This is a genomic window from Streptomyces sp. KL116D (genome assembly GCF_030766975.1).
In the GTDB taxonomy this organism is placed as follows: domain Bacteria; phylum Actinomycetota; class Actinomycetes; order Streptomycetales; family Streptomycetaceae; genus Streptomyces; species Streptomyces longispororuber_A.
Genome location: NZ_JASERH010000035.1, coordinates 281,901 through 299,747, shown reverse-complemented (window position 1 = coordinate 299,747; position 17,847 = coordinate 281,901). Strand labels below are relative to the sequence as shown.

The following is a 17,847-nucleotide window of genomic DNA, read 5'->3' as shown; positions in this document are numbered from 1 at the left end:
CGTGACCGGTTCGGGACCCCTCGGCAACCACCGTCGCGGGCCGCTCGCGCGTCGAAGGAGGCGTCCGCTGACCGTCACGTCCCTCGGGGGTATGTCGATGCACGTTTCCGGTACACCACGGCGCCTGCGGCCCGTTCACGCCCTGGCCGCCGTCCTGCTCGCCGCCGCGCTCGCCGTGACGGGCTGCTCCGGCAGCTCGACCGGCGCCTCCGACAGCGGCGACGGTGCCAAGGCCGCGGCGCCGGCCGAACAGCAGGACAAGAAAGGCGCGAGCAGCGCGGGCAACAGCCGCTCCGGCGGCTCCGGCGGTACGAACGCCAAGAAACCGCCGAAGCTGACCGGCGTCCACATCATCCGCACGGCGCAGCTGTCCGTGCGCGTCAAGGACGTGCCGGACGCGCTGGACAAGGCGCGCACGGCCACCGAGACGGCGGGCGGCTACGTCGGCAACGAGACGACCGACCGCGACGGCAAGGGCCACCAGCGCACCCGCGTCACGCTCCGGGTGCCGCAGGAGTCGTACGAGGAGGTGCTGGACGAACTGTCCGGTGCGGGCGAGCTGTTGGCGCGCAACGAGTCGGCGAAGGACGTCACCGACCAGGTCGTCGACGTGGAGAGCCGGATCAGGTCGCAGCGGGCGAGCGTCGCCCGGGTCAGGGAACTGATGGACCGGGCGACGAAGTTGAGCGACGTCGTGACCCTGGAGGGCGAACTGAGCGGGCGGCAGGCCGAATTGGAGGCACTGCTCGCGCAGCAGGCGTCCCTCAAGGACCGTACGTCGCTGGCGACGATCACGGTGCGGCTGAGCGAGACGTCCGGCGCCACGGCCGCGCGGGACGACGATCCGGGATTCCTGGACGCGCTGTCCGGTGGCTGGAACGCGTTCGTGAACGTCCTGAAGTGGATCGCGATGGTGCTCGCGGCGGTGCTGCCGTTCGCGGCGGTGACGGCGCTCCTGGTGTTCCTGTGGCTGCGGCTCGTGCGGCCCCGGCTGCCGCGCCGGCGCGAGCCGGAGCCGGTCCGGACGGCGCTCGGCCCGCTGCCCGCGCACCCGAGGGCGAAGGACCCCGGCGAGCAGGACTGACGCGGGCGCGCCACGTAGCGTGGGCACATGAGTGCTGAGAATCCTGTGCGTGAGCGGCTCGTGGTCATCGGGGGCGACGCGGCGGGCATGTCCGCCGCGTCGCAGGCGCGCCGGCTGCGCGGCCCGGACGAGCTGGAGATCGTGGCCTTCGAACGCGGCCACTTCACGTCGTACTCGGCGTGCGGCATCCCGTACTGGGTGGGCGGCCAGGTCGGCGAGCGGGACGAGTTGATCGCGCGCACCCCCGAGGAGCACCGGGCGCGCGGGATCGATCTGCGGATGCGGACCGAGGTCGTGGAGATCGACGTCGCGGGGCGGCGGGTGCGCGCCCGGGAGCTGGACGGCGGCGCCGAGTCCTGGACCTCGTACGACAAGCTCGTGATCGCGACGGGGGCCCGGCCGGTGCGGCCCGCGCTGCCCGGCATCGACGCGCCCGGGGTGCACGGGGTGCAGACCCTCGACGACGGTCAGGCGCTGCTCGACACGCTGCGGGCGACGGACGGGCGGCGGGCGGTGGTCGTGGGCGCCGGGTACATCGGGGTGGAGATGGCCGAGGCGCTCATCAACCGCGGTTACGAGGTGACCGTGGTCAATCGCGGCGCCGAGCCGATGTCGACGCTCGACCCGGACATGGGGTGCCTGGTGCACGAGGCAATGGTGGGTCTGGGCATCACCATGGTCGACGACGCCGAGGTGACGAAGGTCCTCACCGGGGACGACGGGCGGGTGCGGGCCGTGGCCACCGAGGACGCCGAGTTTTCGGCGGACGTCGTGGTGCTGGGGATCGGGGTGCGTCCGGAGACGACGCTGGCGAAGGCCGCCGGGCTGCCGCTGGGCGCCCACGGCGGTCTGCTCACGGACCTGAGCATGCGGGTGCGCGGGCACGAGGACATCTGGGCGGGCGGCGACTGCGTCGAGGTGCTCGACCTGGTGTCGGGCAGCGAGCGGCACATCGCGCTCGGCACGCACGCGAACAAGCACGGGCAGGTCATCGGATCGAACGTGGGCGGCGGCTACGCGACGTTCCCCGGCGTCGTCGGGACGGCCGTCAGCAAGGTGTGCGAGCTGGAGATCGCCCGCACGGGGCTGCGCGAGAAGGACGCGCGGCGGGCCGGGCTGCAGTACGTGACGGTGACCATCGAGTCGACGAGCCGGGCGGGTTACTACCCGGGCGCCGCCGCGATGACGGTGAAGATGCTCGCCGAGCGGCGCACCGGACGGCTGCTCGGCGTGCAGATCGTGGGCCGCGAGGGCGCCGCGAAGCGGGTCGACATCGCGGCGGTCGCGCTGACCGCGGGGATGTCGGTGGAGCAGATGACGGCGCTCGACCTCGGCTACGCGCCGCCGTTCTCACCGGTGTGGGACCCGGTGCTGGTGGCGGCGCGGAAGGCGGTGGCCGCGGTGCGGGCCGGCTGAGCACCGCGGCCGTGCGCCGGTGTCAGCGGGCCGTCTGCGTGTGGACGTGGTCGACGAGGCGGGTGAGCGCGTCCGGGTCGGTGCTCGGCAGGACGCCGTGCCCGAGGTTGAAGACGTGGCCCTCCAGGCCCGCGGCGGCGTCGAGCACCTCGCGCGCCTTGGCCTCGACGGCCTCGGGGGTGGAGAAGAGGATCGCCGGGTCGATGTTGCCCTGCAGCGCCTTGCCGGGGCCGACGCGGCGCGCGGCCTCGTCGAGGGGCACCCGCCAGTCGACGCCGACGACGTCCGCGCCGGCCTCGCCCATCAGTCCGAGCAGCTCACCGGTGCCGACGCCGAAGTGGATCCGGGGCACGCCGTAGCCCTCGACGGCCTGGAAGACCTTCGTCGACGCGGGCATGACGGAGCGTCGGTAGTCGGCGGGCGACAGGGCCCCGACCCACGAGTCGAAGAGCTGCACGGCGCTGGCGCCCGCCTCGATCTGCACCTTGAGGAAGGTGGAGGTGATCTCGGCGAGCCGGTCCAGCAGGTCGGCCCAGAGCTGCGGGTCGCCGTACATGAGGGCCTTGGTGTTCTCGTGGTTGCGCGACGGGCCGCCCTCCACGAGGTAGCTCGCGAGGGTGAACGGGGCGCCCGCGAACCCGATGAGCGGCGTCTCGCCGAGCTCGGCGGTGAGCAGCCCGATGGCCTCCGTGACGTACCAGACGTCCTCCGGCGTCAGGTCCCGCAGCTGGGCGAGGTCGGCGCGGGCCCGGATCGGGTTGGCGACGACGGGTCCGACGCCGGGCTTGATGTCGAGGTCGATGCCGATGGCCTTGAGCGGCACGACGATGTCGCTGAAGTAGATGGCGGCGTCGACCTTGTGGCGGCGCACCGGCTGCAGCGTGATCTCGGCGACGAGCTCGGGCCGCATGCACGACTCCAGCATCGGGATGCCCTCGCGGACCTTGCGGTACTCGGGCAGTGAACGCCCCGCCTGGCGCATGAACCACACCGGCGTGTGCGGCACCGGCTCGCGCCGGCACGCCTTGAGGAAGGCGGATTCGTACGTCGCTGACGGCTGCTGGCCCGTGGCCTTGCTGTTGGCACTCACGTCGGAAAGTCTCGCACGCCCCGGAAGTCCGCCGGGAACGGCACCTGCGGAGGCTCTCCCTCCCCCCGCGCGGTGTCCTTACCCGCGCACGGCGTTCCTTCCCCTTACTCTGTGGGCTCCGTCGGGATGAGTGAATCGGTGCGGGAGGGGCAGAACGCTCGGGACATGAACGCTGCACAAAAGGACGACCCCACCCCCTTGGCCTTCCGCACGGCGGTCGACGCCCTGCGCTCCGCACGCCTGCGTCCGGAGATCGAGGTCGACCCCACGCGCCCGCCCCAGCGCCTGGCCCCTTATTCGTACGCGCTCGAGGCCGCGGTGGTCGACGGCGACGAGGATCTGGCCGACGGCCGCCTGGTCCTGCTGCACGATCCGGCCGGACACGAGGCGTGGCACGGCACCTTCCGTCTGGTGACGCTGGTGCGGGCGGAGCTGGAGGCCGAGATGGCCGCCGATCCGCTGCTGCCCGACGTGTGCTGGTCCTGGCTGACCGGCGCGCTCCAGGCCCGCGGTCTCGGCTACGGAGAGCCGTCGGGCACGGTCACCCGGGCCAGTTCGCACTACTTCGGCGGGATCGGCGACCGGCCCGCCGCCTCGCAGATCGAGATCCGGGCGTCGTGGACCCCGCGCGAGGGCCTGGGCGGGGTGCCGGACACCGCGGCGCACCTCGCGGCCTGGTGCGAACTGCTGTGCCAGGTCGCCGGGCTGCCGCCGGTGGTGGCGGGCGGCGACAGCGCGGTGGTGACGCTGCCGCAGCGCAGGGGGCCGCATCCGTCCTGAGTTCGGGCGGATATCGGTGGCTGGCAGGGACTGTTTTCGGCCGCGTCGGGTGCACACCCGACGCGGCCGTTGCTCGTTTCGATTCGGTTCGATCTTCGGATGATCGATAATGTGTCCGAATTGCGTGAATTGTTACTCACCAAATCGTGATCTTTCTCTAAAGGCGGGCGGGTTTGCTGCCGAAGACCTCTGTGACCTTGAAAGCACGGTTCGCCCCGGCTTCATCCCCAGAGCCGGTCCCCCGTCCCGCACCCCAGGAGGCCTGGTGTCCGTTCTCCTCGAGCAGCCCGCAAGCCTGGTCGCCTACCGCCCGAACAAGCCGACCGCGATGGTGGTCGTGGCCGACCCCCGCGTCCGTTCCACCGTGACCCGCCACCTGTGGGCGCTCGGTGTACGTGACGTCATCGAGGCCTCGTCCGTCGCGGAGGCTCGTCCCCGCATCGGCAACCCCCGCGACATCTGCGTCGCCGACGTCCACCTCCCTGACGGATCCGGCCTGACGCTCCTTTCCGAAACCCGAGCCGCGGGCTGGCCCAACGGCCTGGCCCTCTCCGCCGCCGACGACATCGGTGCCGTGCGCAACGCCCTCGCGGGCGGCGTCAAGGGCTACGTCGTCACCGGCACCCGTACCAATGTCGGTCTGCCCACCCGCCCCGGCGCCGCCCCGATCGGCGCCGCCGCCCGCATGCACCGCCGCCCCCCGGGTGCCCCGAGCCACCCGGGCGGCTACCGGGAGCTGTCGGGCCGAGAAGTGGAGGTGCTCCGGCTCGTCGCCGAGGGCCAGTCGAACAAGGCCATCGGCGTCTCGATGGGCCTGTCCGCCCTGACCGTCAAGAGTCACCTCGCCCGGATCGCACGCAAGCTCGGCACGGGTGACCGGGCCGGGATGGTGGCGGTCGCCCTGCGCACCGGAATCATCCACTGATCGGAGAGTGGCCGGATCCTTCCGGTTTACGCACCTTCAGCGCCCGTCGACGGAACGTTCCGTCGACGGGCGTCGTCCGTTCACAGATACCCTTGACAGGTGACCGACGCCCAAGAGACCGCAGCAGACAGTTCACTGCGCACCACCGGAGGCGCTCCTCCGGACGACGGCGGATCTGCGGAAGGGGCGCCGACTCCACTGCTCGAACCGCGCGAGGGGATCCCCCCGGTGATCGCCGACGCGTCCTCGCTGGCGCATGTCGTCGCGGCGTTCGCCGCCGGCACGGGGCCGGTCGCGGTCGACGCCGAGCGCGCCTCCGGTTACCGCTACGGGCAGCGGGCCTATCTGGTCCAGCTGCGCCGCGAGGGGGCCGGGTCCGCGCTGATCGACCCCGTCGCCTGCCCCGACCTGTCCGAGCTCGGCGCCGCCATCGGCGACGCCGAGTGGGACCTGCACGCCGCCACCCAGGACCTGCCGTGCCTGCGCGAAATAGGCATGGTGCCCTCGCGGCTCTTCGACACCGAGCTGGCCGGACGCCTCGCGGGCTTCCCGCGGGTGGGACTCGGCGCGATGGTCGAGAACGTGCTGGGCTACTCGCTGGAGAAGGGGCACTCCGCGGTCGACTGGTCGACCCGTCCGCTGCCCGAGCCCTGGCTGCGCTACGCCGCGCTCGACGTGGAGCTGCTCGTCGACCTGCGCGACGCCCTGGAGAAGGAGCTCGACCGGCAGGGCAAGCTGGAGTGGGCCCACCAGGAGTTCGAGGCGATCGCCACGGCGCCGCCCGCGCCGCCGCGCAAGGACCCCTGGCGCCGGACGTCGGGCATGCACAAGGTGCGCCGCCGTCGCCAGATGGCCGTCGTACGGGAGCTGTGGACCGCGCGCGACAAGGTCGCCCAGCGGCGGGACGTGTCACCCGGCAAGGTGCTCAGCGACACGGCGATCGTCGAGGCCGCCCTCGCCCTGCCGGTGAACGTGCACGCCCTGTCCGCCCTGCCCGGTTTCGGGCACCGGATGGGACGCCGTCAGCTGGAGCAGTGGCAGGCCGCGGTCGACCGGGCCAGGGCGCTGCCCGACGCCGAGCTGCCGCAGCCGGGGCAGCCGGTCGCCGGTCCGCCGCCGCCGCGGGCCTGGGCCGACAAGGACCCGGCCGCCGCGGCCCGCCTCTCGGCGTCGCGGACCGCGGTGTCGGCGCTCGCCGAGACGCTGCACATGCCGCAGGAGAACCTGATCACGCCGGACACGGTGCGCCGGGTGTGCTGGGAGCCGCCGTCGGCCGTGGACGCCGACTCCGTGGCGGCGGCGCTGGCCTCGCACGGCGCGCGGCGCTGGCAGGTGGAGCAGGTCACCCCGGTGCTCGTGGCGGCGCTCGCCGCGACGGCACGCGCCTGAGCTGCCCTTTTCGCCGTTCGGCAGAGTCCCGTGTCCCGTACGTCCGCGTACGGCACACGGGACTCCGCCGTTGCCTGCTCCTCCGTTGTTGCAGAACCAGGACATGCGCAGCATTTTGAACGCGCTCAAAACTCACTAGTTTCTGAGCATGTTCAAAAAGAAGCGGGACGAGGCGGGACAGCCGGGCTACGGCGACTGGGTGGCGGCCTTCGAGGCCGCCCGGGAGGACCGGGCAGCGGCCGGGGATCCGGAGTGGGAGCAGGGCGCGCGGCTGCCCGCCGCACTGGTGCGCAGCGTCCAGCGGTTCCAGGTCGGCGAGGACGGGGACGGCGCGGAGCTGCTCGCCAAGGCCGTGCGGGCCGGCGATCCCGGGTACACGGCGGCGGCCCGGCTGTTCGTCGCCGAGGAGCAGAGCCACGCCCGGCTGCTCGCGAAGGTGCTCGCCGCCGCCGGGGCGGGCACCCTCGGCTCGCACTGGACCGACGCCGCGTTCGTCCGGCTGCGGCGGCTGCTCGGGCTGCGGCTCGAACTGCTCGTCCTGATGGTGGCCGAGGTCATCGCCCTCCGTTACTACCGGGCGCTGCGGGACGGTTGCCCCGATCCGCTGCTCGCGGAGGTGGCCGGGCGGATCCTGGCCGACGAGGAACGCCACGTGCCGTTCCACTGCCGGCGGCTGCGCGAGGGCTTCGGCCGGCTGCCGCGACCGGCCCGGCACCTGGTCACCACGGCCTGGCGGGCGCTGCTCGCGGGGGCGGCCGTCGTGATGGTCGCCGACCACGGGAGCGCCCTGCGGCGGTGCGGGGTGCGCCGGTGGACCTTCGTCCGGGACGTCGTCTCCTCCTCCGCTCCGATGGCCGGGACGATCGCCGGTGGGGATGTGACGTTCGCCGCTCCGGCCGGGGGGACTGGGCAGCATGGTTACCCGCAAGTAGCATGAGGGCATGAGCGCGCGCTCAGCCGCGCGCCGTGGCAGTGCCGTCCCGCATCTTGGAGGAGAGCCATCGTGCCTCGTACCGTCAGGGACGTCGTCTTCGTCGACGGCGTCCGCACCCCGTTCGGCAAGGCGGGCCCGAAGGGCATCTACCACGAGACCCGCGCCGACGACCTCGTCGTGAAGGCCATCCGGGAGCTGCTGCGCCGGAACCCGAACCTGGACCCGAAGCAGATCGACGAGGTCGCCATCGCCGCGACCACGCAGATCGGCGACCAGGGCCTGACCCTCGGCCGCACCGCGGGCATCCTCGCGGGCCTGCCGCAGTCGGTCCCGGGCTACTCCATCGACCGCATGTGCGCCGGTGCGCTCACCGCCGTCACCACCGCCGCCGGCTCCGTCGCGTTCGGCGCGTACGACGCCGTCATCGCCGGTGGCGTCGAGCACATGGGCCGTCACCCCATGGGCGAGGGCGTCGACCCGAACCCGCGGTTCGTCTCGGAGAAGCTCGTCGACGAGTCCGCCCTGTTCATGGGCATGACCGCCGAGAACCTGCACGACCGCTACCCGCACATCACCAAGCAGCGCGCCGACGAGTACGCCGTGCGCTCGCAGGAGAAGGCGGCGAAGGCGTACGCGAACGGGAAGATCCAGCAGGACCTCGTCCCGATCTCGGTGCGCAACACCAACGCCGAGGTCGGCGAGACCGGCTGGGGCCTGGTCACCGCCGACGAGCCGATGCGCCCGGGCACGACGCTGGAGAACCTCGCGGGTCTCAAGACGCCGTTCCGCACGCACGGCCGGGTCACGGCCGGTAACGCCGCGGGTCTGAACGACGGCGCCACCGCGTCGATCATCGCGAGCGAGGAGTTCGCCCGCGAGAACAACCTGCCGGTCAAGATGCGCCTCGTCTCCTACGCCTTCGCGGGCGTCGAGCCGGAGGTCATGGGCTACGGCCCGATCCCGGCCACGGAGAAGGCGCTCGCCAAGGCGGGCCTGTCCATCGAGGACATCAACCTCTTCGAGGTCAACGAGGCGTTCGCCGTCCAGGTCCTCGCGTTCCTGGACCACTACGGCATCGCCGACGACGACGCGCGCGTCAACCAGTACGGCGGCGCCATCGCGTTCGGTCACCCCCTCGCCTCGTCGGGCGTGCGTCTGATGACGCAGCTGGCCCGTCAGTTCGAGGAGCAGCCGGAGGTCCGTTACGGCCTCACCACCATGTGCGTCGGCTTCGGCATGGGCGCCACGGTGATCTGGGAGAACCCGCACCACAAGGACGCCGGAGGCGACAAGTGAGCACCACCACCACTGAGCTCCTCAAGGGCGCCGCGGAGCTGTTCCCGGGCGAGGTCGTGACGTCCGCGCACGTACGCCACCTGGAACTGCCGTACGGCGCGGGCCGGTTCGCGCTCATCACGCTGGACAACGGCTTCGACCACACCAAGCCGACCACCTTCGGCCCCGGCTCGCTGGCGAACCTGAACGCCGCCATCGACCAGGTCGAGAAGGAGGCGGCCGACGGTGACATCGTCGGTGTCGGCATCACCGGCAAGCCGTTCATCTTCGCGGTCGGCGCCGACCTCAAGGGCGTCGAGCTGCTGAAGAAGCACGACGACGCGCTCGCCATCGGCAAGGGCGGCCACGAGGTCTTCAAGCGCCTCTCGGGTCTGGCCGTGCCGACGTTCGCGTACTACAACGGCGCGGCCATGGGCGGCGGCGTCGAGGTCGGTCTGCACTGCACCTACCGCACGGTGTCCAAGGCCCTCCCCGCCTTCTCGCTGCCCGAGGTCTTCCTCGGGCTGGTCCCCGGCTGGGGCGGCTGCGCGCTGCTGCCGAACCTGATCGGCGCGGACCGCGCGGTCTCGGTGATCATCGAGAACTCGCTCAACCAGAACAAGCAGCTCAAGGGCAAGCAGGTCTTCGAACTCGGCATCGCGGACGCGCTGTTCGAGGGTGCGGACTTCCTGGAGCAGTCGCTGATCTGGACCGCCCAGCTGCTGAAGGGCGACGTCAAGGTCGAGCGCCCCGACGTCGACCGCGGCGAGGCGTGGGACCAGGCCGTCGCGCGCGGCAAGGCCATCGCCGACGGCAAGGTGCACGGCGCGGCCCCGGCCGCCTACCGCGCGCTCGACATCATCGCGGCCGCGAAGAGCGGTGACCTGCAGGCCGGGTTCGACGCCGAGGACGAGGCACTCGCCGACCTCATCATGGGCGGCGAACTGCGCGCCGGCATCTACTCGTTCAACCTGGTGCAGAAGCGCGGCAAGCGTCCGGCGGGTGCGCCCGACAAGTCGCTCGCGCGCCCGGTCACCAAGGTCGGCGTCGTCGGCGCGGGCCTGATGGCCAGCCAGCTCGCCCTCCTCTTCCTGCGCCGCCTCGAGGTCCCGGTCGTCCTCACGGACATCGACCAGGAGCGCGTCGACAAGGGCGTGGGCTACGTCCACGCCGAGATCGACAAGCTGCTCGGCAAGGGCCGCATCAACCAGGACAAGGCCAACCGCCTCAAGGGCCTGGTCTCCGGTGTGCTGGACAAGGCCGAGGGCTTCGCCGACGCCGACTTCATCATCGAGGCCGTCTTCGAGGAGATCGGCGTCAAGCAGCAGGTGTTCGCCGAGGTCGAGGCCGTCGCCCCGGCGCACGCGATCCTGGCAACGAACACCTCGTCCCTCTCGGTGTCCGAGATGGCGTCGAAGCTGAAGCACCCCGAGCGGGTCGTCGGCTTCCACTTCTTCAACCCGGTCGCGATCCTCCCGCTCCTGGAGATCGTGCGCGGCGAGCAGACCGACGACGCGGCCCTGGCCACGGCGTTCGGCGTCGCCAAGAAGCTGAAGAAGACCGCGGTGCTGGTGAAGGACGCCCCGGCGTTCGTCGTGAACCGCATCCTGACCCGCTTCATGGGCGAGATCCAGAACGTCATCGACGAGGGCACGCCGGTCGAGGTCGCCGAGAAGGCGGTCGAGCCGCTGGGCCTGCCGATGTCGCCGCTGGTCCTGCTCGAACTGGTCGGCCCGGCGATCGGTCTGCACGTCTCGGAGACCCTGAACCGCGCCTTCCCGGAGCGCTTCACGGTGTCCCCGAACCTGGCGGCCGTCGTCAAGGCGGGCAAGCGCGGCTTCTACGTCTACTCCGCGGAGAACGGCTTCAAGCCGGAGCTGGACCCCGAGGTCGCCGCGCTCCTCAAGCAGGGCGACGTCGTCCTGACCGAGGAGCAGGTCCGCGACCGCGTGCTCGACGCGGTGGCCCAGGAGATCGGCCTGATGCTCGACGAGGGCGTCGTCGCCGAGGCCCAGGACATCGACCTGTGCCTGATCACGGGCGCCGGCTGGCCCTTCCACCTGGGCGGCATCACGCCGTACCTGGACCGGGAGGGTGTGTCGGAGCGGGTGAACGGCAAGCGGTTCCTGGAGGCCGGGGTCGCGAGCGTGCCCGCGTAACGGGTAGCGCTCCGTCCTGGAACACCGAGGGGCGTGGGGCGACTGCGGACCGGCTCGGGCTGGTCGCGCAGTTCCCCGCGCCCCTTCGTGCTAGAGCACCTGGCGCCAGGCCTCGAGGGCCAGGCCGGCTTCGTCCTTGCGCCGGGTGAGGTGCATGCGGTCCGGGTCGCCCGGGACGCAACTGGCCGCCACCACGCGGCCGTTGGCGTCCTCCGCGAGGGCGACGCGGGCGTCCGGCGGGAGCGCCGGGCCGGATTCCGCCCACCACGCGCCCGCCGACTCCAGCTCCGTGGGGTACGCGGCGAACGCCACCCGTCCGCTGTGGGCGCGCTGCGCGAGCAACGTGCAGTCCACGTCGTCGAGTCGGCAGCGGACCGCCGCCACCGGGCCCGGGCCCGCCGCGTCCAGGAACCGCACGGGGTCCTCGTCGCCACGCCAGGCGCACAGGGCGCCGTCGTCGTCGGTGAAGAAGAGCGTGGCGTGCTCGGCCGACGTGGACAGCGCGGACAAGGTGCCGGGACGCACCGTCGCCGGCCGCGGCTTCTCGTCCCTGACCGGGGTCTCGCCCGGCTTCTCCTGGCGCCAGCGCAGCAGGCCGTCCGCGGTCGCCGCGAACAGCGTGATCAGGCCCGACTCCCCTGCCACCGCGGCGAGTTCGCCCCGGACGTCCGTGCCTTTGAGGTCGCGCCACGGGCCCCAGCCGCCCTTCTCCAACTGGGCGCGCATGCTGACGCCGCCGCCCTTGTTGCGGACGAAGACGTGGGCGCGGCCCTGGGCGTCGACGGCGACGGCGGGCGGGCCCGTGCGGTCGCCCTTCTTGTTCGGGTGGCCGATGGGCGTCCAGTCGAGCGCCGCGAGGTGCGACTGGAAGTGCGTCGAGTGGACGAGGCCGGACTCGCCGGGGACCGTGGGGCGCCAGGAGACGAGGTGGACGTAGGTGTCACCGCCCTGGTCCAGCGCGAGGGGCGGGTGCAGGCGCTGGTCGCCGCCGACCGTGCGCGGGGGTGACCAGGGGCCGCCGGGGGCGAGTTCCGTGCGGCAGACGATCGCGTCGTTGCCGGGGGCGTACGCGTAGGCACAGAGTCTGCCGTCGCGTCCGCGTATCAGCCAGTCGCCGTTCACGTACTCCACTCTAAGCGGAGGCGTCGGCGCGCCCCGTGGGACCCTGGAAGCATGGGTGAACTGCTGGTGGTCGACGGGGCCAATGTCGTCGGATCCGTCCCGGACGGGTGGTGGCGGGACCGGCGGGGCGCGGCGGAGCGGCTGCGGGACCGGCTGGTGGCGTACGCGGAGCGGACCGGGGCCGAGGTGATCCTCGTCGTCGAGGGCGCCGCGCGGGGTGTCGGGTCGGTGCCCGGGGTACGGGTGGAGTCGGCCGACGGCAGCGGTGACGATCACATCGTGGAGCTGGTGGCGCGGCTCGGGCGGCCCTGCACCGTGGTCACCGCCGATCGTGAACTCCGGCGCAGGGTCGGCGCGTTGGGGGCGTCGTGCGTCGGTCCCCGGACGGTCCGGCCGTGAATCCGGCCGGCCGGCCGTCGTGGAGCCGCCTGCGCACGGGGCGGATCGTCCTGCTGTCGTTCCTGCTCACCGCGTCCACGCTGCTGACCGCTGCCCCGCCCGCGTCCGCCGCGCTGCCCACGTACCGGCTGTGGCACTGGAACATCGCCGGGAACACCCTGCACCACGGCTCGGTGTCCGACGGGCTCGTCGACGCCCTGGTCTCCTCGGTCCGCAACCGCAGGGCCGATCTGGTCTCGCTCAACGAGGTCTGCCACGGCCAGTACGAGGCGGTTCGGGACCGGCTGCGCAGGGCCGGCTGGCCTGCCGACCGGGGCGACTTCGCCCGGTTCTCCCCCACGCTGAGCGCGCGCACGGGGCTGTGCCGGGGCTCGGAACCGTACGGCATCGCCCTGTTCAGCAAGTGGCCGCTCGGGCGGGCGACCGCTTACGTGCTGCCGTCGGACGGTACGGCGGAGCGCCGCGTGCTGCTGTGCGCACCGCTCGCCGCCCGGCCAGGCGTGACGTTCTGCACGACGCATCTGACGCCCCGGGCCGCTCCGAGGAACGGCCGGTCGCCGAACGAACGCCAGGTCGCCGCGGTGCGTGCCCGGCTCGACGCCTTCGCCGCGGCGCACCGTTCCTACCTGGTGGCCGGGGACTTCAACGCCCAGCCGCACCACCGCAGCCTGAACCAGATGTACGGGACGGCCGTCGACTCCGCGGTGAACGGCGGCAACCGGGGTGCGCATCGCGAGCTGGACGACGCCGACCGGGGCCACTGTGCGGGTCACGGCGAGCGGACCTTCACCGGGACCGCTTCCCCCGGCCCGTGCGGGACCGGCGTCAAGCTCGACCTCCTCTTCGCCCGCGCCGCGCAGATCACCGGGGCCCACTCGGCGGACTCATTGGCGCTGCCGACGTCGTGCGCCGGTCTGCGCCACTGCTCCGACCACCGTGCCCTGACCGGCGTGGTGACGCTGCGCGCCGGCCGGTGAGCCGTGCCGCTCAGCCGTCCGACGCCGCGAGCTCCGCGATGGCCGCCGTCGCACGGGCGCAGTTCTCGCGGTCCTCGAAGGCGAAGAAGGAACGCGCCCGGCGGTCGTACTCCGGCTCGCGGACGCATCCGTTGCCGAGGTAGCGGATCACTTCGGTCACCACGTCCTCGACGTTTCCGCACACCGGCCCGAAGCCGTCCTGCGACGCCTCGAAGTAGCCCTTCCTGGCGTGCTTGGCCCAGTACTCGTCCGGGTCGAACCGGGCGTAGACGAGCGGCGTGCCGAGATAGGCCATGTCGAAGTGGACCGAGGACCAGTCCGTGATGAACAGATCGCACTGGCGCAAGGCCGTCTGGACGCTGACCTTCGTCTGGTCCAGGCGCTGCACCCGCGGGTGGTCGGGGACGACTCCGTCGACCATGTTCCGCATCTCGTAGTGCGGCAGGAAGTCGAGTACGTAGTCGTAGTACTCCAGTGCCTCCATGAGCTTGGGGTGCCGCAGCAGCTGCACCATGAACGCCCGGTAGGTCGACTCCCGGAAGATCTCCTCGACGGCGTCCTGATCCGCGCCCTCCTGCTGGAGGTAGGAGGGGATCGTGAGGTACTTGCGCCAGGTCGGCATCAGCAGGACCCGGCGTCGGCCGCGGTCCGGCTGCAGCGCGTCGAAGCGCGGGAAGCCCAGCGCCCTGGCCCGGTCCCCGTAGTGCATGTGGTCGGCGAAGTACTGGGCCTCCCGGTCGCTGGTCGCGAACACGAGGTCCACACCGGTCCGGTTGCGGTGCAGGGCCTTGCTGCCGTCCTCGTCGGTGACCCCGTGCTGGAGGAAGACCCGCCGGGCACCCACGCGCCAGTTGAGGTGCTTGAGGTACTTGGTGCGGTCCCAGCCGTCGGGGAGCATGTACGAGTCGATGTCGTACGCGTTGATGAGCAGCGAGGCGTGCAGCATGAGCAGCTTGTGCTTCCACGAGCTGTGCGCCACCACGTTCCCCAGGCCCTTCAGTTTGGCCCGGTCCGCGCTGCCCTTCTCGATGACGTAGTAGGCCTTGCGTCGACGATCGTGCTTCCGCAGGTACGTGAACAGGTGCAGGCTGTTGTCCTGCGCGGTGTCCTTGCGCTCGCCTATCAGCCAGATCTCCTTGCGGCGGAAGAACCGGAGCGTGGCCCGCCGGATGGCCCGGGCGCGCCAGAAGGGGGCCTTCCGCTTCTTCTGCTCCCGGTCCAGCCCCTCGAGGAAGTCCTCCCAGTCCTTGTCGCCGCCCCGGCCGTCGGCCTGCCGGACGGTCAGAACGGCGTTGTCCTTGCCCTTCGACAGTGGCAGGACCCAGTGGTCCGCGACCTTCAAGGGCCGGGCGCCGCGCAGCATCGCCGTGGTGGTCATGCACGGCCGGGAGACGTCCCGGCCCGACGTGCAGAACACCAGCTTCAGCGGGAACTCGCCGTCCTTGACGGTGCGCACGGGGACGACCGCCTCGAAGCCGCCCCAGGCGAGATCGTCGCGCGTCGCGCTCAGGTCACTGCGCCACACCTGACGCGCCGACACCATCTGACCGCTCTTCTCCACCCACAGCTGCATGGCGTTGCGCATGGGCCGTGTCATCGGCAGGCCGTTGAGGACGAACCGGCCGGCGACCACGATTCCGTCGGAGGCCGGGTCGGCCTGGATGCGCTCCACGTGCACGCTGGTGGAGGAGACCTTCGTGAGCGGGAGCAGCGCGCTCGGCACGTTGAGGTCGAGGTAGAGGTCGCCACCGCGTCCGTACACTCCGGTGAGCACCTGGTCCGGGCGCGCGAACAGCTCGTACCAGTTCATGTACATCGCGAGGAACGGGACCCGGTGGCGGGTGTCGTGGGTGGACGCCACGATCGCGTCGGGTGTCACCTGCGTGTAGACGGCGCGGGCCCGCTGGAAGAGCTGGAAGAGCTCCGCCTCGGGCAGGGCCTGCGGTGCGCGCAGAGCGAAGCCCTGGTAGCTGCGCACCAGGAAGCGGTTGAGGACCTCCACCCGGTGACCGGAGAGCCGGGGGCGGAGCGTCATCAGGTACTCCTCCAGGAGGAGGTGGTCCCAATAGTTCGCCGTGCGCTCCCACAGCTTGTCCATGGTGGAGTCCTCGGCCGCGCGCTTGCGGTACCGGTAGACCGTGTTCGGCACCATCGCGATGCGGTCCGCGAGCAGCATCGCGGGGACCGAGAAGAACGCGTCCTCGAAGTGCACGCCCTCACGGAACCGGATGTTGTTCGCGCGGATGAACTCGACGTCGAAGAGCTTGTGACAGGCACTTCCGCCGTGGATCATCTCCGGGATGTTCTCGATGCCCGGGTGCACCTGGACCTGCGTGCCGAAGTAACGGAGCCAGGGCCAGCTGGTCTCCTCCGGGAACGTCTCCATCCGTCCGATGGTGAGCGGGACGCGTTCCTTGACCGCGGTCCGCCACATGTTCTCCAGGGCGTCGTCGGGCAGGACGTCGTCGGAGTCGCAGAACGTGATGTAGCGGGCGCTGACCAGGTCCATCCCCGCGTTCCTGGCGCCTCCGGCCTTCCCCTCGGGGTGCACGAACGCCCAGACGTTCTGGTGCAGCGCGGCGAAGGCCGCGGCGACGGCCGGCGAGCCGTCGCTGCTGCCGTTGTCGACCAGGATCACCTGGCAGCGGTCGAAGATCGTCTGGCGGGCCAGCGAGTCCAGGCACTCCTGGAGGTATCTCTCCACGTTGAAGATGGGCACGACGACGGCGACGTCGTAGATGGGGTCGTACACGTGTGACTCCTGATTTCTGCCGAATACCCCATTTCTGGAGCGGATCTCGATCAGTGCTGGGTGGACTCGATGACGAGCTGGGCGTTCCCGCCGTCGGCCGTGATGCGGGTGACCCCCTGGAACCCGCTGACCGGAGGCTGCTGCACCAGCCCCGGGGAGACGGTGCAGGGGCGCGAGACGTCCCTGCCCCGGGTGCACAGCACCAGCCGCACGGGGAAGGAGCCCGAGGGGAACTCCTGGGGGTCGACGGTGACGCTGAAGACGGCGCCCGTCTCACCCGGCCTGTCGTGCGTCTGCCCATGGTTGACCGCCGGGAGCGTCTTGCCGCTGCGTTCGAACCAGACCTGCAGTTCGAGCTTGGCCAGCAGTTCGTCGGGGACGCCGTTGACCGAGAACCGGCCGTGCACGACGGCCGTGCCTGCCTCGCCCGCCGTAACGCCCTCGATGCGGGCCGGTACGGAGGTGACCTTGGTGAGCGGCAGCCCCCAGGACGTCCCCGGGTAGTCGACGTAGAGATCCCCTTCGCGGCCGAAGACCGAGCCGAGGACGGCGGCCGGGCGGTAGAAGAGGTCGAAGTCCCCGAAGTGCAGCGCCAGGTAGGCGAGCCGGTGCCGGGTGTCGTTCGTGCTGCGGGCGAACTGCTCCGCGGTGATGCCCCAGTACAACTGCCTGCACCGCTCGAACAGCTGCCGGCAGTCGCCCTCCGACAGCACCCGGGGGGCCCTGAGCAGGAACCCCTGCATGCTGCGGACGAGGAACCGCTCCAGGGTCTCCTGCTGGTACGGGGAGAGGGTCTGGCGCATCCCCGCGAGGTACTCCAGCATCACGAGCTGGTCGACGTAGTTCCGCGGGAGGTCCCAGATGGTGTCCATGACGGAGGTGCCGTCGCCGCGCCTGCGGTACTCGTAGACGGGAGCGTCGACCATCGCGATGCGCTCGGACAGCAGCAGCGCGGGCAGGGAGACGTAGGCGTCCTCGAAGGCGGTGCCGGTCCCGAACCGGATCCCCTGGGAGCGCAGCAGGTCGAGATCGAAGATCTTGTTCCAGCAGGACGCCGAGTGGATCAGGTCGGGGACGTCGACGACGCTGCCGACCGTCTTGACGTTCTTGCCGAAGTACTTGTGCCACGGCGCCTTGACCGGCTTCGGGACGTGCTTCTCGCGGCCCACGACGATCGTGGCCCTGGTCTTCACGATGGTGTTGCGGAGCACTTCGAGGGACCGCTCGGGAACGATGTCGTCGGCGTCCCAGAAGACGATGTACGGCGTCGAGGCCATGTCCATGCCCGCGTTGCGCGCATCACCTGCCCTGCCCTGCGGCTGCTGGATCAGGTCGACGTTGGCGTGGCGGGAGGCGAAATCGCTCGCGATGGCCACCGACCCGTCGCTGCTGCCGTTGTCGACGAGGATCACCTGGGCACGCGCGAAGGCCGTCTGAGCGGCCACCGAGTCCAGGAACTCGACGAAGAAGTTCTGGACGTCGCGGAACGGTACGACGACGGTCACGTCACGACTGGCTTGGGACATACTTCCTCCTGGCACACCA

The 17,847-nt window shown here is 71.4% G+C and carries 14 protein-coding genes; 10 read left to right on the top strand and 4 right to left on the bottom strand.

What is annotated here, in order from left to right; genetic code table 11:
- Positions 1–97: 97 nt before the first annotated feature.
- Together RBJ77_RS14485 and RBJ77_RS14480 are read left to right on the top strand one after the other, a co-directional pair.
- Positions 98–1,084, top strand: a complete 987-nt coding sequence (locus RBJ77_RS14485) for a DUF4349 domain-containing protein (RefSeq protein ID WP_372345463.1) — start codon at positions 98–100, stop codon at positions 1,082–1,084.
- Between the two features lie 27 nt (positions 1,085–1,111).
- Positions 1,112–2,500, top strand: coding sequence for an FAD-dependent oxidoreductase (locus RBJ77_RS14480; protein ID WP_372345387.1), 1,389 nt, complete (start codon positions 1,112–1,114; stop codon positions 2,498–2,500).
- 22 nt (positions 2,501–2,522) lie between these two features.
- Here the strand turns inward: RBJ77_RS14480 and hemE are convergent, their stop codons facing one another.
- Complete coding sequence (gene hemE, locus RBJ77_RS14475) at positions 2,523–3,590, bottom strand: uroporphyrinogen decarboxylase (protein ID WP_372345386.1); 1,068 nt, start codon at positions 3,588–3,590, stop codon at positions 2,523–2,525.
- A gap of 165 nt (positions 3,591–3,755) precedes the next feature.
- Between hemE and RBJ77_RS14470 the strand changes: the two genes are divergently transcribed.
- The 6 genes from RBJ77_RS14470 (at position 3,756) to RBJ77_RS14445 (ending at position 11,052) form a co-directional block, all read left to right on the top strand.
- Entirely contained in the window at positions 3,756–4,370 is a 615-nt protein-coding gene (locus tag RBJ77_RS14470) for a DUF3000 domain-containing protein (protein ID WP_255975514.1), read from the top strand.
- A gap of 265 nt (positions 4,371–4,635) precedes the next feature.
- Entirely contained in the window at positions 4,636–5,295 is a 660-nt protein-coding gene (locus RBJ77_RS14465; RefSeq protein ID WP_255975513.1) for a response regulator transcription factor, read from the top strand.
- Positions 5,296–5,394: 99 nt separating this feature from the next.
- Positions 5,395–6,684: an HRDC domain-containing protein gene (locus tag RBJ77_RS14460; RefSeq protein WP_372345385.1), complete on the top strand. Its 1,290-nt coding sequence runs from the start codon at positions 5,395–5,397 to the stop codon at positions 6,682–6,684.
- A gap of 148 nt (positions 6,685–6,832) precedes the next feature.
- Positions 6,833–7,621 carry a ferritin-like domain-containing protein gene (locus RBJ77_RS14455; RefSeq protein WP_372345384.1) on the top strand — a complete coding sequence of 263 codons (789 nt, stop codon included), beginning with the start codon at positions 6,833–6,835 and terminating at the stop codon, positions 7,619–7,621.
- A gap of 66 nt (positions 7,622–7,687) precedes the next feature.
- The gene (locus tag RBJ77_RS14450) at positions 7,688–8,914 is read left to right on the top strand and encodes an acetyl-CoA C-acyltransferase (RefSeq protein ID WP_372345383.1); all 1,227 of its coding nucleotides are present in this window, start codon (positions 7,688–7,690) and stop codon (positions 8,912–8,914) included.
- A complete protein-coding gene (locus RBJ77_RS14445) occupies positions 8,911–11,052 on the top strand; it encodes a 3-hydroxyacyl-CoA dehydrogenase NAD-binding domain-containing protein (protein ID WP_372345382.1) in 2,142 nt (713 codons plus the stop codon). Before RBJ77_RS14450 ends, RBJ77_RS14445 begins: the two co-directional genes overlap by 4 nt.
- A 90-nt stretch (positions 11,053–11,142) precedes the next feature.
- On the opposite strand, the gene RBJ77_RS14440 is transcribed toward RBJ77_RS14445, so the two are convergent.
- Positions 11,143–12,174, bottom strand: a complete 1,032-nt coding sequence (locus RBJ77_RS14440) for a hypothetical protein (RefSeq protein ID WP_372345381.1) — start codon at positions 12,172–12,174, stop codon at positions 11,143–11,145.
- A 51-nt stretch (positions 12,175–12,225) separates the two neighbouring features.
- On the opposite strand from RBJ77_RS14440, the gene RBJ77_RS14435 reads away from it, so the two are divergent.
- Both RBJ77_RS14435 and RBJ77_RS14430 read left to right on the top strand, forming a co-directional pair.
- Positions 12,226–12,573 carry an NYN domain-containing protein gene (locus RBJ77_RS14435; protein WP_372345380.1) on the top strand — a complete coding sequence of 116 codons (348 nt, stop codon included), beginning with the start codon at positions 12,226–12,228 and terminating at the stop codon, positions 12,571–12,573.
- On the top strand, positions 12,570–13,550 hold the full coding sequence (locus tag RBJ77_RS14430) for an endonuclease/exonuclease/phosphatase family protein (protein WP_372345379.1): 981 nt from the start codon (positions 12,570–12,572) through the stop codon (positions 13,548–13,550). The genes RBJ77_RS14435 and RBJ77_RS14430 overlap by 4 nt, the downstream gene beginning before the upstream one ends.
- 10 nt (positions 13,551–13,560) lie before the next feature.
- Here the strand turns inward: RBJ77_RS14430 and RBJ77_RS14425 are convergent, their stop codons facing one another.
- Together RBJ77_RS14425 and RBJ77_RS14420 are read right to left on the bottom strand one after the other, a co-directional pair.
- Complete coding sequence (locus RBJ77_RS14425) at positions 13,561–16,302, bottom strand: CDP-glycerol glycerophosphotransferase family protein (protein ID WP_372345378.1); 2,742 nt, start codon at positions 16,300–16,302, stop codon at positions 13,561–13,563.
- 50 nt (positions 16,303–16,352) lie between these two features.
- Positions 16,353–17,828, bottom strand: coding sequence for a glycosyltransferase family 2 protein (locus tag RBJ77_RS14420; RefSeq protein ID WP_372345377.1), 1,476 nt, complete (start codon positions 17,826–17,828; stop codon positions 16,353–16,355).
- Positions 17,829–17,847: the final 19 nt, after the last annotated feature.

Bases quoted from the DNA above. Each gene is read 5' to 3' on its own strand.
- RBJ77_RS14480 (WP_372345387.1), top strand. From the start codon at position 1,112: ATGAGTGCTGAGAATCCTGTGCGTGAGCGGCTCGTGGTCATCGGGGGC.
- RBJ77_RS14470 (WP_255975514.1), top strand. From the start codon at position 3,756: ATGAACGCTGCACAAAAGGACGACCCCACCCCCTTGGCCTTCCGCACG.
- RBJ77_RS14455 (WP_372345384.1), top strand. From the start codon at position 6,833: ATGTTCAAAAAGAAGCGGGACGAGGCGGGACAGCCGGGCTACGGCGAC.
- RBJ77_RS14435 (WP_372345380.1), top strand. From the start codon at position 12,226: ATGGGTGAACTGCTGGTGGTCGACGGGGCCAATGTCGTCGGATCCGTC.
- RBJ77_RS14420 (WP_372345377.1), bottom strand. From the start codon at position 17,828: ATGTCCCAAGCCAGTCGTGACGTGACCGTCGTCGTACCGTTCCGCGAC.
- RBJ77_RS14485 (WP_372345463.1), top strand. From the start codon at position 98: ATGCACGTTTCCGGTACACCACGGCGCCTGCGGCCCGTTCACGCCCTG.